Below are 15,839 nucleotides of genomic sequence, written 5' to 3' on the forward strand. Positions count from 1 at the left end.
ACATTTTCCTCAGTGTATGAGTAAAATGTGTCAACGCTATTCAGGACGGGTCACGGTAACAAAAAAGGGCCACCTCAGGGTGGCCCTTTTTTTATCGGAAGCGCGAGGCCGTAGGCCCGGTAAGCGGAGCGCCACCGGGCGCAAAGATCAGGTATTTGCTACCAGCAAACAAACCCGCCATCGACCAGCAGATCCACGCCGGTACAGAACGATGAGGCATCCGTGGCGAGGAAAATCGCCGGACCCGCCATCTCCTCAACCTTTGCCATACGCTGCATCGGCGTCTGGCTTTCAAACGATTTTGTCTGGTGCACCATCTCTGGACGGGTGTTCATTGGCGTCGCCGTGTAGCCAGGGCTGATGGTATTGACGCGGATATTTTTCTCCGCCCACTCCATCGCCAGGCTTTTGCTTAAGTGGATCACCCCTGCCTTGGAGCAGTTGTAGTGGGCCTGCTCCAGACCACGGTTAACAATCACGCCGGACATCGAGGCGATATTAATGATCGAGCCGCCGCCGCTCTCCAGCATCAGCTCCGCCTCGGCTTTGCAGCTGTTCCAGACGCCGGTCAGGTTGATATCGATAACCCGCTGCCACTGGTCCGGCTCCATCTCCAGCGCCGGATTAGCGTTGGCAATCCCGGCGGCGTTGAGGGCAACGTCAAGCCGACCAAACTGCTTTTTCACTTCGGCAATGGCGGCGCGCAGATGCGCAATGTCGCGTACGTCGCCGGTGTAAGCGAAGGCGCTGCCGCCCATCTCCTGAATGGTGCTTACCGTTTCCGACAGGCCACCATCCTCACGCAGATCGAAACAGGCGACTTTGGCTCCCGCGCTGGCAAAGCCGTAAGCAATCATTTGACCAATACCGCTGCCTGCCCCGGTGACAAACGCGACGCGATCGCTTAAGTCGAACAGCCGTTGGGAAAAGTGTTTATCCATGGTTTAACTCCAAATGTGTTAGGACATGATCAAGCCGCCATCAACGTTGATGGTTTGCCCCGTAATGTAGGCGGCGTCCTCGGACGCCAGAAACGCCACCAGCCCGGCCACGTCGGCGGGTTTGCCAGCCCGCTTAAGGGGGATCCCCTGCACCCATTCGTCCATAAGCTCGCCTTTTTTATACTGCTTCTCTGGCGTACTCAGGATCTCGCCCCACACGCGATCGTTGTAGTCCCACATATTGGTTTCGATAATTCCAGGGCAGAAGGCGTTAACCGTGATGTTGTGCTGAGCCAGCTCAAGCGCCAGGCTTTGGGTAATACCGATCACGCCCATTTTGCTGGCGGCGTAGTGCGGGGTGTAGATAAAGCCAACGCGACCCTGGCCGGAGGAGGTGTTGATCAGACGTCCGCTCTGCTGTTTCACCATATACTTCGCGGCTTCGCGACAGCATAGCCACACGCCGGTGGTGTTTACGCTGAGCACGTTGTCAAACTCCTGACGCGTCATTTTATCGAAGCGATCGATGGTGATAATGCCAGCGTTTTGAATAGAGACATCGATGCTGCCAAAGGTGTGATGCGCGAGCCGGTAAAGCTCGGTGACCTGCTCTTCATCAGTGACGTCAGCAACAAAGGAGATAATATTTTCGTGATACTCCTCCTTCAGCCGTTCGGCGGTCTCTGTCACCTCAGCCGAGTAGTCAGAGAGCACCAGATTCGCTCCCGCATCGGCAAATTTTCTGGCGATGCCCTCACCGATGCCTTTAGCCGCACCGGTAATGACGACCGTTTTATTTTCGAATACATATCCCATACTCTCTCTCCTCGCCTGCTATTCAGAATTTGTGTAGGGTTCTTTCGACGGCCTTTTGCCACTCCCGCCAGCGTTTTTGTAAACGGCCATGACGCTCCATGTTGGGGCGAAATTCGCTGTGCGGATAAAGGTACTGTTTCAGCTCATCGAGTGAGAGTTGCCCTCCGGCTTTGCGCGCTAAAAGTGCCGCCCCGATAGCAGACAGTTCGGGTACGTCGCTGCGCATGACCGGGCAACCCAGCAGGTCTGACTGATACTGCATCAGCCAGTCGTTTTTGGTCGGGCCGCCATCCACCATCAACGCCGTCAGCGTAAAATCGTTGTGCTGGCGCATGGCGGTCACTACGTCGGCGATCTGGTAGGTGATGGCCTCCAGCGCGGCCCGAATCAGGTGCGCCCGTTTTACACCACGGCTCAGACCGCAGATCACCCCGCGGGCGTTCTCATCCCACCAGGGTGCGCCTAATCCCGTGAGCGCAGGAACAAAATAGACGCCAAGCGTTGACTCCACCGAGGCCGGAAGTGAGTTCAGCTCAGCCGCCAGCTCGGCCTCGGGCAGCTCGCTCAGGCCCGTGCTGTCAGCCATCCACGCCACGCCGTCACCGGTATGGGGGATATTCCCCTCCAGGCCATAGATCAACTGCTCGCCGTCATGCCAGGCAATGGTGGTGGCCAGGGAGTGAATGTTGCACTGCGCAGAGGTAACCGGCGCCATGACCGATGAACCCGTGCCGTAGGTCGCCTTAACGCAGCCCGCCTCCCCTAGCGCGTGCCCAAACAGCGCGGCGTGGGAGTCGCCCACCATCGACATGATCGGGATGCCGTCGGGAATGCCCGCCACGTTTTTGGTGTAGCCGAAAAGGCCGCTGGAGGGTTTGATCTCCGGCAGCGCCGCCGCCGGGATCTGGAAGATATCTAGCATCTCCGGGCTCCAGCTTCCGCTTTGTAGATCCAGAAGCTGGGTACGGGCGGCGTTAGAGTAGTCGCAGTAGAAGCTTTCGCCTGCGGTCAGGTTCCAGAGCAGCCAGCTGTCGATGGTGCCGAGGCAGATCTCCCCGTTTGTCGCCAGCGCCTGGCCGTTTGGCGTCGACTCGATTAGCCAGCGCATTTTGGAACCCGAGAAGAGCGGCGCGACCGGCAGACCGGTAACGGCTTTTATGGTCGGCTCTTTATTATCGCGACGCAGCGCATCGCAAAAATCCGCAGTGCGCGAGCATTGCCAGCTGATCGCCGCATGCAGCGGCGTGCCGTTGCTGCGGTACCAGCCTATGGTGGTCTCGCGCTGGTTGCTAATGGCCAGCGCCGCAACATTTTTAGCGCCTACCGCGTTAATAGCCTGCGAGATCACCTTAACCGAGGCCTCAATCAGCGCCGCGCCTGACTGTTCAACCCACCCCTCGCGGGGCGTCTGAATAGAGAGCGGTTGGTTGAATTTAACGATAACCTTGCCTGATTCATCTAAGGCGACGGCCTTTGCGTTCGTCGTACCTTCATCAAGGGCAATGATAATGTTTTTGTGTGAAGACATAGGTTTCTCCGGAGAAGCGAACCTTCTATGAATATATATTCAGCACTGATTATTTATTTTGTAAACGATAGCGGGGATTGCTATCTGCTTCTACAGGCAAAAGCGACAAATGCGTATGGCATCACAATTCAATCAATCTCGCTGGACAGATCAACAGCAGGGGTTGTAGTATTATGAATATAAAGTCATGCGTGAATATATATTCTGAAGCACTACGGATCACTATTCACTCACGGTCAGGGAAACCTGGAGCAGCGGCCAGGGATCCATTTTTTTGAACCCGCCTGAATATATATTCAGAGCCGCATAATAATTCGGAGGAGTTCGATGAATCCGTTCTTACTTTCTGTACCCGAACTTGAAAACAAAGCCCGCGCCGTGCGCCGCCACATCATCTCCCTGAATGCCAACAGCCCGGCTGGTGGCCATACCGGGGCCGATCTCTCGCAGGTCGAACTGTTAACGGCGCTCTATTTTCGCGTACTCGACTGCGCCGTTGACCGCCAGGACGATGAAGAGCGTGATATCTACATTCAGTCCAAAGGTCATGCCGTGGGCTGCTACTACTGTGTTCTCGCTGAAGCGGGCTATTTCCCGGTGGAGTGGCTCTCAACCTATCAGCACGCCAACTCTCACCTGCCGGGACACCCGGTTAAGCAAAAAACGCCGGGCATTGAGCTGAATACCGGCGCGCTGGGGCATGGTTTCCCGGTGGCCGTCGGCCTGGCGCTGGCCGCCAAACGTAACAACAGCAAGCGCCGCATCTTCCTGATCACCGGCGATGGTGAACTGGCAGAGGGCAGCAACTGGGAAGCCGCCATGGTCGCCGCCCACTACAAGCTGGATAACCTGGTCATTATCAATGACAAAAATGGCCTGCAGCTGGCAGGTGCCACCAAAGACATTATGTGCACCGATCCGCTGGACGAAAAATGGCGCGCTTTCGGCATGGAGGTGACCGAGTGCCAGGGCAACGATATGGCCTCCGTAGTCAACGCGCTGGAGAATCTCCCCCAGACCGGAAAACCTAACGTCATCATCGCCCATACCACCAAGGGCGCAGGCGTCTCCTTTATCGCTGGCAAACCGGAATGGCACCATCGCGTACCTAAGGGCGACGAAATCGGGCTGGCCATGAGCGAACTGAACGATCTGATCGAAGAGGGCATGAAAAGTGAGTAATTCAGAACATCTTGCAAACGTGATGGTTGAAGCTTTCATTAGTGCGGTTGAGAGAGGCGTTGACCTGGTTCCCGTCGTGGCTGACTCGACGTCAACCGCCAAGATCTCGCCTTTTATGAAGCAGTTTCCGGATCGGATCGTTAACGTCGGCATCGCCGAGCAGACTCTGGTCGGGGCTGCCGCCGGGCTGGCGCTGGGCGGAAAAATCGCTGTAACCTGTAACGCCGCGCCGTTTCTTGTCTCACGCGCTAACGAGCAGGTGAAAGTCGATATCTGCTACAACAACACCAACGTGAAGCTGTTTGGCCTTAACGCCGGGGCCAGCTATGGCCCGCTGGCCAGCACCCACCACTCGATTGATGATATTTCGGTGATGCGCGGCTTCGGCAATATCCAGATCTTTGCCCCCTCTTCACCGTTGGAGTGCCGCCAAATCATTGAGTATGCCCTGGAGCACGTTGGTCCGGTCTACATTCGCATGGACGGTAAAGCGCTACCTGAACTGCATGATGACAGTTACACCTTTGCCCCCGGTGCGGTAGATGTTCTGAGCGAAGGCGATGAGATTGCGCTGGTGGCGATGGGCTCCACCGTTCATGAAGCCGTTGACGCCGCTGCACAGCTGGCGGAACAGGGTATTTCGGCCAAGGTCATTAACGTTCCCTCTATTCGTCCCTTAGATCGCGACGCGCTGTTTGCCGCTTTGCAGGACGTTAAACATATTATCAGCGTCGAAGAGCATAACGTGAACGGGGGCGTAGGCAGCATCGTCGCGGAAGTGCTGGCTGAAAACGGCCACGGCGCGGTGCTTAAACGGCTAGGTATTCCTGACGGCGAATACGCTATTGCTGCCGATCGCAAAGATATGCGGGCATACCATGGTTTTGATGTGGCGGGGATCGTTAATCAGACCCTGGCGCTTATTAACCGATAGCTTTAACAAAAGTACGTAATAAACGACAACCCTACACCTGTCGAACCGCCATAACTTACATTTTGAGAGAACATCTTATGAAAACGAAATTCCTGTTTTTAAGTGTGGCAGCAGCCTGTGCATTTTCGGTAAATGCCTTTGCCGCTGAAAAAGGCACGATCATGATTATGGTCAACTCGCTGGATAACCCCTACTACGCGGCAGAAGCGAAAGGGGCCGATCTGAAAGCGAAAGAGCTGGGCTACACCACCAGCGTGCTGTCGCACGGCGAAGATGTCAAAAAGCAGAGCGAGCTTATCGACGCGGCTATCGGTAAAAAAGTTCAGGGCATTATTCTTGATAACGCTGACTCAACCGCCAGCGTCGCGGCCATTCAAAAAGCCAAGGATGCGGGCATTCCGGTGGTGTTAATCAACCGTGAAATTCCGGTTGATAACATTGCGCTGGAACAGATCACTCATAACAACTTCCAGGCCGGCTCTGACGTGGCTAACGTCTTTGTCGAAAAAATGGAAGAGACAGGCAAGTATGCCGAACTGACCTGTAACCTGGCCGATAATAACTGTGTCACCCGCTCTAAATCCTTCCACCAGGTGCTGGATCAGTATCCGGATATGCAGAGCGTTGCGCGGCAGGATGCTAAAGGCACCCTGATTGACGGCAAGCGCATTATGGACAGTATCCTGCAGGCCCACCCGGATGTGAAAGGCGTCATCTGCGGTAACGGTCCGGTCGCGCTGGGCGCTATTGCCGCGCTGAAATCTGCGGGCCGTGACGACGTGATTGTCGTCGGCATCGACGGCAGCAACGACGAGCGTGAAGCGGTGAAAGCGGGCACCCTCAAAGCGACGGTGATGCTGCAGGCCCAGGCGATTGCCGCCCAGGGCGTGACCGATCTCGATAACTTTATCCAAAAAGGGACCAAGCCTGAGAAACAGCGCGTCATGTTCCGCGGCATTTTAATCACCCCTGACAACGCCTCAGGAGTTCAAGACTTCAATTTCAAATCCTGATGACCCGTTGCCGCGCCCGCTTCGGCGGGCGCAAAGGAGTAAAGAATGCACAGAAAACTCGCGCTGGCATTGATCGTTTTAGCGCTTGGCGGTTGCCGTATCGTATCGCAGAAAGAGCTGGCCGATCTCAAAAATCCCCCCAACCCACAAATGGCCAATATTCAGCAGACCTGGCAGCAAAAGATTGTGCCGCAGTATGTGCGTGAGGCTAAACCTGTCGCTGAATTGCTTAAAACGTTACAGGCCGAGAAGAGCTTTGATGAGGCCTGTAGTAAAGACGGCTACCGCAGCCAGAGCGAAAACCCCTGCGTCTTCAGCGTGCGTATTACCGGTGAAGTGACCAAGGTCAACACCAAATCCCGCAGCGGAAAGATGACGGTACGCGATGAGCAGGGTGGAGAGATCGTGGTCCAGATGGGGCCGATTATTCGCGGCACCAGCCTGCGGGATGGGTATAAAGGTGCCAGCTATCAGGACTTTAACGATCAGGTGCTGTATGGCGATTACGGTAAGGCTATCAACCAACAGGCTTCAGAAATGATGGTGAACTTCAAGCCCGCCGTCGGGGACAAGGTCACGATTTCCGGGGTATTTGCCGCCTGGGATATCCCGCAAACCATTCCAGACGTGACGGCTGCATCCATTGCACGGCAGTGAGGAGAGGGTTATGAACGAGCAACAGACCCAGCGGGATGAGGTAATTATTGAGACTCGCGACCTCTCTCGTATTTATCCGGGCGTAGTCGCACTCGATAACGTTAACTACCGCGTCTACCGCAATCAGGTCAACGTGCTGATTGGCGAGAACGGCGCGGGTAAATCAACGATGATGAAAATGCTTGCTGGCGTTGAGACGCCCTCCTCCGGCGAGATCCTGCTGGACGGGCAGCGGGTCACGCTCGGCTCCACTCACCAGGCGGAAAAGCATGGCATCAGCATTATTTTCCAGGAGCTGAACCTCTTCCCCAATATGAACGTGATGGACAACATCTTCATTGGCAATGAGTTTTTCCAGCGCGGCGTGATTAACGAAAAATACCAGTACGAGCTGGCTAAATCTTTGCTGGAGCGGCTGGAGCTGAACGTCGATCCCTACGCGCCATTAGGCGAGCTGGGGATCGGCCATCAACAGCTGGTCGAGATCGCCCGCGCCCTCTCCAAGGATACCCGAGTGCTGATCATGGACGAGCCCACCAGCGCGCTGAGCCAGTCGGAAGTACGGGTGCTGTTTAACGTTATCGCCCAGCTTAAGCGCCGCGGCGTCACCATCATCTATATCTCCCACCGGCTGGAGGAGCTGATGGAGATTGGCGATCACATCACCATCTTCCGCGATGGCCGCTTTATCAGCGAACGTCCCGTTCAGCAGGCCAGCGTGCCCTGGATCATCGAGCAGATGGTCGGGGACAAGAAAAAACATTTTGACTACAGCCCCGCCGCGCATGGCGAAACGATCCTCAAGGTCAACGGCCTGACCGCGCTGCATCAGAACGGCGGTTATAAATTGAACGACGTCTCCTTTGACCTGCGCAAAGGGGAAGTCATCGGCATCTATGGCCTGCTCGGCGCGGGACGCACCGAGCTGTTTAAGGGCCTGGTGGGGATGATGGGCTGCCAGTCGGGCACCATCAGTCTTGATGGTGAAAGTCTGGACAAGCGCTCTTTCCAGCAGAGGCTAAAGCGCGGCATCACCTTAGTGCCGGAGGATCGCCAGGGCGAAGGCGTGGTGCAACTGATGTCGATCAAAAGCAATATGACGCTGACCGACCTGAGCCTGCTGGGCTTTCGTCGCGCCCTGCGCCTGCTCAGTCCAGTTAAAGAGGAGCAGCAGGTCAACCACATGGTCGAGCAGCTGGCGATTAAGGCCGGCGACACGGAGCTGCCCATTACCTCGCTAAGCGGCGGCAACCAGCAAAAGGTGGTGCTGGGTAAGGCATTGATGACCGGACCCAAAGTGGTCCTGCTGGATGAGCCAACGCGCGGCATTGACGTTGGCGCGAAAACCGATGTGTATCACCTGATTGGCAAAATGGCGCATCAGGGGCTGGCCGTTATGTTCTCCTCCTCCGAGCTGGATGAGGTCATGGCGCTGGCTGACCGGGTTCTGGTTATGGCCGATGGCCGTATCACCGCAGATTTACCGCGCGCTTCCGTTACGCGGGAAAAATTAATCAGCGCTTCTACACCGCAAGACTGATGTCTGCTGGAGAGAGAAATGAACAAAAAGTATATGATCTACATGTATTTGCTCAAAGCGCGCACCTTCATTGCCCTGCTGATCGTCATGGGCTTCTTCAGCGTGATGGTGCCCAACTTCCTGACCATGTCGAACCTGCTGATCATGACCCAGCACGTTGCCATTACCGGCCTGCTGGCGATAGGTATGACGCTGGTGATCCTCACCGGCGGTATCGACCTCTCCGTCGGCGCGGTGGCGGGCATGTGCGGCATGGTTGCCGGGGCGCTGTTAACCAACGGCCTGCCGATCTGGGGCGAGCAGATCATCTTCTTTAACGTGCCGGAAGTGATCCTGCTGGTCGCCGGTTTTGGCATTCTGTTGGGCCTGATCAACGGGGCGGTGATCACCCGTCTGGGGGTTGCCCCCTTTATCTGTACCCTCGGCATGATGTACGTTGCCCGTGGCGCGGCGCTGCTGTTTAACGACGGTAGCACCTATGCCAACCTCGTGGGGATGCCTGAGTTAGGCAATACCGGTTTTGCGATTCTAGGCTCCGGCACCATTCTCGGCATCTATATCCCCATCTGGCTGATGGTGAGCTTCCTGCTGTTGGGCCTCTATATGACCCGCAAGACCCCGCTGGGCCGCTATATTTACGCCATCGGCGGGAATGAATCCGCCGCGCGGCTGGCAGGCGTTCCTATCATCAAGGTTAAGGTGTTTGTCTACGCTTTCTCGGGCCTGTGCGCGGCGCTGGTGGGGCTGATTGTGGCATCCCAGCTGCAAACCTCTCACCCAATGACCGGGAATATGTTTGAGATGGACGCTATCGGCGCCACCGTACTGGGCGGAACCGCGCTGGCAGGTGGACGAGGCCGTGTCTCCGGCTCGATCATCGGTGCATTCGTCATCGTCTTCCTCGCTGACGGGATGGTGATGATGGGGGTTAGCGACTTCTGGCAGATGGTGATTAAGGGTCTGGTGATTGTCACCGCGGTGGTTATCGATCAGTTCCAGCAGCGTCTGCAAAGCAAAGTGGTGCTGCTGCGCCGCCACGAGAAAAAATTGCAGGCAGAGGCAACGTAATGTTGCGCTGAGGCCTGGCAATAAAAAACGCCGCATAAGCGGCGTTTTTCTTTTCCGGGCGAGAGCAACTTATTCGCCGATTTTAGCCCAGGTATCGCGCAGGCCAACGGTGCGGTTAAACACCAGCTTCTCCGCCGTGGAGTAGCGGCTGTCGAGGCAGAAGTAGCCTTCACGCTCGAACTGGTACGCCTTGCCGGCTTCAGCGGCGTTCAGGGACTGCTCGGCGAAGCCCTGCTTGATCACCAGCGACTCCGGGTTGATGGTGGCGAGGAAATCCTCTGCCGCGCCCGGGTTCGCCACGCTGAACAGGCGATCGTAGAGGCGGATCTCAACCGGCAGCGCATGCGCGGCGCTGACCCAGTGGATCACCCCTTTCACCTTGCGACCGTCAGCCGGATCCTTGCTCAGGGTCTCGGCATCGTAGGAGCAGAAGATAGTGGTGATGTTGCCTTCCGCGTCTTTCTCTACGCGCTCGGCTTTGATCACGTAGGCGTTGCGCAGGCGCACCTCTTTACCCAGCACCAGACGCTTGTACTGTTTGTTCGCCTCTTCGCGGAAATCAGCACGATCGATCCAGATCTCGGTGCTAAACGGCACTTCGCGGCTGCCCATCTCCGGCTTGTTCGGATGATTCGGCATGGTCACCACTTCGCTCTCACCCTGCGGGTAGTTCTCGATAACCAGCTTCACCGGATCGATAACCGCCATCGCACGCGGGGCGTTTTCGTTGAGATCTTCACGAATGCAGGACTCCAGCGACGCCATCTCAATGGTGTTGTCCTGCTTGGTCACGCCGATGCGTTTGCAGAACTCACGGATGGAGGCGGCAGTGTAGCCGCGACGGCGCAGACCAGAAATGGTCGGCATACGCGGATCGTCCCAGCCCTCAACGATTTTGTCCGTCACCAGCAGGTTGAGCTTACGCTTGGACATCACGGCATATTCCAGGTTCAGGCGCGAGAACTCGTACTGGCGCGGATGAACCGGAATGGTGATGTTATCCAGCACCCAGTCGTAGAGACGACGGTTGTCCTGGAACTCCAGCGTACAGAGTGAATGGGTAATGCCTTCCAGCGCATCGCTGATGCAGTGGGTGAAGTCGTACATCGGATAGATGCACCATTTGTTGCCGGTCTGGTGGTGCTCGGCAAACTTAATGCGGTACAGAACCGGGTCGCGCATCACGATAAACGGCGAGGCCATGTCGATTTTGGCACGCAGGCAGGCGGTGCCCTCTTCGAAGCCACCGGCACGCATTTTTTCAAACAGCGCCAGGTTCTCTTCAACGCTACGATCGCGGAACGGGCTATTTTTACCCGGCGCGGTCAGGGTGCCACGGTATTCGCGGATCTGCTCCGGTGACAGCTCGTCAACGTAGGCCAGGCCTTTATTGATCAGCTCGACGGCGTAGCTATGCAGCTGGTCGAAATAGTCAGAGGAGTAGCGAACGTCACCCGACCAGTGGAAACCCAGCCACTGCACGTCATTTTTGATCGAATCAACGTATTCGATATCTTCCTTCACCGGGTTAGTATCGTCAAAGCGCAGGTTGCACTGCCCCTGATAGTCCTGGGCGATACCGAAGTTCAGGCAGATAGATTTTGCATGGCCGATATGCAGGTAGCCATTCGGCTCCGGCGGAAAACGGGTGCAAACCGTGCTGTGCTTACCACTGGCCAGATCTTCATCAATAATCTGGCGAATAAAGTTAGTCGGGCGGGCTTCTGCCTCACTCATCGCGGGTTCCTCAAAACGTAAACAACGTATAACGGAACATGATCTTATAAGCGGGACGCGGAGACAACCCTTAGATCAACAAAAAGCGTTAATGGTAGAGCGATCGCCGCACGCCGGGCAAAAAAAAGCGGCGGAGACAGGCTCCGCCGCTGTTTAATCGTAGGTTACGGCTATTTACCCTTCACCTCAAACAGCGGGGTCTGGCCTGCAACGACCTGACCTTCAGCCTGGAAGACCAGACCGCTGAAATCGTCGATGTTGCTGCACACCACCGGGCTAATCATCGAGCGCGCGTTGGCGTTGAGATAGTCGAGATCCATCTCCAGCACCGGCTGGCCTGCGACGACGTCCGCGCCCTCTTCCACCAGGCGGGTAAAGCCCTGGCCGTTCAGCGCAACGGTGTCGATGCCCATATGGACCACGATCTCCGCGCCTTTTTCGGTTTCCAGACAGAAAGCATGGTTGGTGTTGAAGATCTTAACGATGGTACCGGCGGCCGGGGAGACCACGGTTTTACCCGTCGGTTTCACCGCCACGCCGTCGCCAACCGCTTTGCTGGCAAAGGCCTCATCAGGCACCTGCTCCAGCGGAACAACCTCACCGGTTACCGGCGACACCAGCGCCGCAACGGTGACGGCGTTCGGCACGGCCTGCGGTTTAACCGCGGCGGCCGGAGCGTTAGCCGCGGGCTGGACGCTGGCGGCTGCGGCCACCGGGCCACGGGCGACCACACGCTTCATGGCATCCCCTACGGATTCCGCTTTTGCACCGACAATCACCTGAATACTCTGCTTGTTCAGCTTCACCACGCCAGAGGCGCCCAGACGCTTACACTGTACGTCGTTAACGCGCGCGGAGTCCGCCACGGTCAGACGTAGACGGGTAATACAGGCATCGATCGCTTTCAGGTTGTCAGTACCGCCAATGGCAGCGATGTAGCTGGTCGCCAGCTGATCGAGACCCTCGTCGGTATTGCTGTTGGCTTCAGAGGTGACCACTGCGTCGTCAGTCTCTTCGCGGCCCGGCGTTTTCAGGTTGAAGGCGCGGATAACGAAGCTAAAGACCACGAAGTAGATGGCGAAGAAGATCAGACCCATCACCACCAGCATCCAGACGTTGCTGCTGGCAGCAGGCAGGTTATACATCAGCGCATAGTCGATTGCGCCTGCAGAGAAGGAGAAGCCCGCATGGATCCCCAGCGCGGTGGCAACAAACAGGCTGATGCCCGTCAGCACGGCGTGCAGAAGATAGAGCAGCGGTGCCAGGAACATGAACAGGAATTCCAGCGGCTCGGTAACACCGGTCAGGAAGGCGGTGATAGCCACGGAGAGCAGCATGCCGCCAATCATTGGGCGACGCGCTTTCGGGGCGGCGAAGTACATCGCCAGCGCCGCACCAGGCAGACCAAACATCATGATCGGGAAGAAGCCGGACATGAACATGCCTGCGGTGCCGTCGCCCGCGTAGAAGCGGTTGATATCGCCGTGGAAGACAACGCCTGCGGCGTTAGTAAACTCGCCAATCTGGAACCAGGCGATGGTGTTCAGCACCTGATGCAGACCAGTCGGGATCAGCAGACGGTTAACGAAGCCGAAGATACCGGAGCCGACCGCGCCCATGGAGACGATCCACTCCCCGCCAGCGTGGATAGCGTTCTGCACCGGCGGCCAGACGTAGCCAAAAATGGCCGCCAGGATCAGACAGAAGAAGCCGGTGGCAATCGGCACAAAGCGTTTGCCGCCGAAGAAGCTCAGGAACTCAGGCAGCTTGATGTTGGACCAGCGGTTATAGACCGCGCCGCCCACCAGGCCGGTGATGATACCGGAGAGCACGCCCATATTGATGGCCGGGTTGATGGTAACCATCGCTTTGGTCATCACAAAGTAGCCTACCGCACCGGCCAGCGCTGCCGCGCCTGCGCTGTCTTTTGACCACGACGAGGCCACACCGATAGCGAAGATCAGGGCCAGGTTGTCAAAAATTGCCCCGCCCGCCTGGGCGATAAACGGGACGTTAAGCAGATCGGGCTGACCGAATCGCAGCAGCAGGGCCGCGACGGGCAGCACAGCGATAGGGAGCTGTAACGCCCGCCCCAGTCGCTGGAAGAAACCAAGAATATTCATTTTATACCCCCCTGTGAAACTCCGCTGAGCCTCATCACTAACCATTTTTTATAGTTAAACCAACCCTGTAATGCGGTCGTTTTACGCAGACTGTTCAAGTGTGTGGAAATTTAATTCGCCTCGCAAATTAAACGCGCATTTTTTGTGATTACAATCACCAAATATCGTTATTTACACTCCTGGTTACTGGCTAAGAACGAAAACTTATTTTATGATTCAAAAAATCAGGACGAACTGCCCCTCTTATGGCGCAATCTGGGTTACGCTTAAAGCGTACAGGCAGCAGTTCGCCAACGTTAATTTCACACTGTGTAGAGGTAAACAATGAGACTGATCCCCCTGACGAGTGCCGAACAGGTCGGTAAATGGGCCGCCCGCCATATCGTTAACCGCATCAATGCGTTCAAACCCACTGCGGATCGTCCGTTTGTTCTTGGCCTGCCCACCGGCGGCACGCCGCTTACCGCCTACAAAGCGCTGGTTGAAATGCATAAAGCGGGCCAGGTCAGCTTCCAGAACGTCGTGACCTTTAACATGGACGAATATGTTGGTCTGCCAAAAGAGCACCCGGAGAGCTACCACAGCTTTATGCACCGCAACTTTTTCGATCACGTTGATATTCCCGCAGAAAATATCAACCTGCTCAATGGTAATGCGCCGGATATTGACGCAGAATGTCGCCGTTATGAAGAAAAAATTCGTGCCTACGGCAAAATTCACCTCTTTATGGGTGGCGTAGGCAACGACGGGCACATCGCGTTTAACGAACCGGCCTCCTCGCTGGCCTCCCGCACCCGTATTAAGACCCTGACCCATGACACCCGCGTGGCAAACTCCCGCTTTTTTGACGGTGACGTCAATCAGGTGCCGAAATATGCCCTGACCGTTGGCGTAGGCACCCTGCTGGATGCCGAAGAGGTGATGATTCTGGTGCTGGGCAACGTTAAGGCGCAGGCATTGCAGGCGGCGGTAGAAGGCAACGTTAACCACATGTGGACAATCAGCTGCCTGCAGCTGCATCCGAAAGCGGTGGTGGTGTGCGACGAACCGTCAACGATGGAGCTAAAGGTGAAGACGCTCAAATACTTCACTGAATTAGAAGCGGAAAATATCAAAGGTCTGTAACATTTTTACCCGGGGGTTGTTATGTATGCTTTAACCCAGTGCCGTATCTTTACCGGCCATGAAACTCTGGACGATCACGCGCTGATCGTCGTTGATGGTCTAATCGACCGACTCTGCCCGCAGGCAGACCTGCCGCCAACGATTGAGCAGCGCTCGCTCAACGGTGCATATCTGGCCCCCGGTTTCATCGACCTGCAGCTGAACGGCTGTGGCGGCGTACAGTTTAACGATACCGCCGAGGCGGTGAGCGTAGAGACGCTGGAGATTATGCAGCGCGCCAACGAACAGTCGGGCTGCACCAGCTTTTTACCCACGCTCATCACCACCAGCGATGAGCTGATGAAACAGGGCGTGCAGGTGATGCGCGACTACCTGGCTAAGTATCCGCACCAGGCGCTGGGCCTGCATCTGGAAGGTCCCTGGCTCAACGTAGTGAAAAAAGGCACCCACGATCCTGACTTTGTGCGCACCCCGGACAGCGAGCTGGTCGATTTTCTCTGCGCCAATGCCGATGTGATTGCCAAGCTAACTCTGGCTCCGGAGATGGTCGATCCTGCCGTGATCCGCAAGCTAGCAGCGGCCGGGATTGTGGTCTCTGCCGGCCACTCTAATTCGACCCTTGTCGAGGCGAAAGCCGGTTTCCGCGCGGGTATTACCTTTGCGACTCACCTTTTCAACGCCATGCCCTACATCACCGGACGCGAACCGGGCTTAATTGGCGCGATCCTTGATGACGCTGACGTCTACTGCGGCATTATCGTTGATGGCTTACACGTTGATTTTACTAACGTTCGGATGGCGAAACGCCTGAAGGGCGATAAGCTGTGCCTGGTCACTGACGCCACCGCCGCGGCGGGTGCAGTCATTGACGAATTCATTTTTGCTGGTAAAACAATATACTACCGTAATGGACTCTGTGTAGATGAGAACGGTACCCTGAGCGGTTCGGCACTGACCATGATCGAAGGGGTAGCCAATCTTGTCGAGCACGTCGGCGTTGCGCTGGACGAAGCGCTGCGTATGGCAACGCTCTACCCGGCCCGCGCCATCGGCGTTGATAAACAGTTAGGCAGTATCGCACCGGGCATGGTGGCGAACCTGACCGCGTTTACCCACGACTTTAAAGTAATTAAGACCATCGTTAATGGTAACGAGGTCATCATCGAGTAAGTGAA

At 56.3% G+C, this 15,839-nt stretch carries 13 protein-coding genes; 8 read left to right on the top strand and 5 right to left on the bottom strand.

The features are described 5' to 3' along the window. Positions 1–158: 158 nt before the first annotated feature. From RTP97_RS02740 to RTP97_RS02750, 3 genes are read right to left on the bottom strand one after another with little or no spacing between them, the layout of a single operon-like run. Entirely contained in the window at positions 159–941 is a 783-nt protein-coding gene (locus tag RTP97_RS02740) for an SDR family oxidoreductase (protein ID WP_312410658.1), read from the bottom strand. An 18-nt stretch (positions 942–959) separates the two neighbouring features. Next, positions 960–1,757 (bottom strand): SDR family oxidoreductase, encoded by a 798-nt coding sequence (locus RTP97_RS02745; protein WP_312410662.1) that lies wholly within the window; start codon positions 1,755–1,757, stop codon positions 960–962. A 22-nt stretch (positions 1,758–1,779) separates the two neighbouring features. Continuing rightward, entirely contained in the window at positions 1,780–3,285 is a 1,506-nt protein-coding gene (locus tag RTP97_RS02750; protein WP_312410665.1) for an FGGY-family carbohydrate kinase, read from the bottom strand. A gap of 327 nt (positions 3,286–3,612) precedes the next feature. Here RTP97_RS02750 and RTP97_RS02755 point away from each other — a divergent pair, with 327 nt between their 5' ends. The 6 genes from RTP97_RS02755 (at position 3,613) to RTP97_RS02780 (ending at position 9,679) form a co-directional block, all read left to right on the top strand. Then, complete coding sequence (locus RTP97_RS02755; protein ID WP_312211566.1) at positions 3,613–4,467, top strand: transketolase; 855 nt, start codon at positions 3,613–3,615, stop codon at positions 4,465–4,467. Then, positions 4,460–5,401 carry a transketolase C-terminal domain-containing protein gene (locus tag RTP97_RS02760; protein WP_312410668.1) on the top strand — a complete coding sequence of 314 codons (942 nt, stop codon included), beginning with the start codon at positions 4,460–4,462 and terminating at the stop codon, positions 5,399–5,401. Before RTP97_RS02755 ends, RTP97_RS02760 begins: the two co-directional genes overlap by 8 nt. A gap of 77 nt (positions 5,402–5,478) precedes the next feature. Beyond that, entirely contained in the window at positions 5,479–6,414 is a 936-nt protein-coding gene (locus RTP97_RS02765; RefSeq protein ID WP_312410671.1) for a D-ribose ABC transporter substrate-binding protein, read from the top strand. 45 nt (positions 6,415–6,459) lie between these two features. Continuing rightward, positions 6,460–7,071, top strand: a complete 612-nt coding sequence (locus RTP97_RS02770; RefSeq protein WP_312410673.1) for a DUF2291 domain-containing protein — start codon at positions 6,460–6,462, stop codon at positions 7,069–7,071. 10 nt (positions 7,072–7,081) lie between these two features. Next, on the top strand, positions 7,082–8,611 hold the full coding sequence (locus RTP97_RS02775; protein ID WP_312410675.1) for a sugar ABC transporter ATP-binding protein: 1,530 nt from the start codon (positions 7,082–7,084) through the stop codon (positions 8,609–8,611). A gap of 18 nt (positions 8,612–8,629) precedes the next feature. After that, positions 8,630–9,679: an ABC transporter permease subunit gene (locus RTP97_RS02780; RefSeq protein ID WP_312211561.1), complete on the top strand. Its 1,050-nt coding sequence runs from the start codon at positions 8,630–8,632 to the stop codon at positions 9,677–9,679. A 69-nt stretch (positions 9,680–9,748) separates the two neighbouring features. On the opposite strand, the gene glnS is transcribed toward RTP97_RS02780, so the two are convergent. Then, entirely contained in the window at positions 9,749–11,416 is a 1,668-nt protein-coding gene (glnS, locus tag RTP97_RS02785) for a glutamine--tRNA ligase (protein WP_312410678.1), read from the bottom strand. Between the two features lie 170 nt (positions 11,417–11,586). Then, positions 11,587–13,539 carry a PTS N-acetyl glucosamine transporter subunit IIABC gene (gene nagE, locus RTP97_RS02790; protein ID WP_312410681.1) on the bottom strand — a complete coding sequence of 651 codons (1,953 nt, stop codon included), beginning with the start codon at positions 13,537–13,539 and terminating at the stop codon, positions 11,587–11,589. Between the two features lie 324 nt (positions 13,540–13,863). Between nagE and nagB the strand changes: the two genes are divergently transcribed. Together nagB and nagA are read left to right on the top strand one after the other, a co-directional pair. Then, positions 13,864–14,664, top strand: a complete 801-nt coding sequence (gene nagB / locus RTP97_RS02795; RefSeq protein ID WP_312211558.1) for a glucosamine-6-phosphate deaminase — start codon at positions 13,864–13,866, stop codon at positions 14,662–14,664. A 21-nt stretch (positions 14,665–14,685) separates the two neighbouring features. Then, positions 14,686–15,834 (top strand): N-acetylglucosamine-6-phosphate deacetylase, encoded by a 1,149-nt coding sequence (gene nagA / locus RTP97_RS02800; protein ID WP_312410684.1) that lies wholly within the window; start codon positions 14,686–14,688, stop codon positions 15,832–15,834. Positions 15,835–15,839 lie beyond the last annotated feature (5 nt).

Source organism: Pseudescherichia sp. (assembly GCF_031998825.1).
Lineage (GTDB): Bacteria > Pseudomonadota > Gammaproteobacteria > Enterobacterales > Enterobacteriaceae > Pseudescherichia.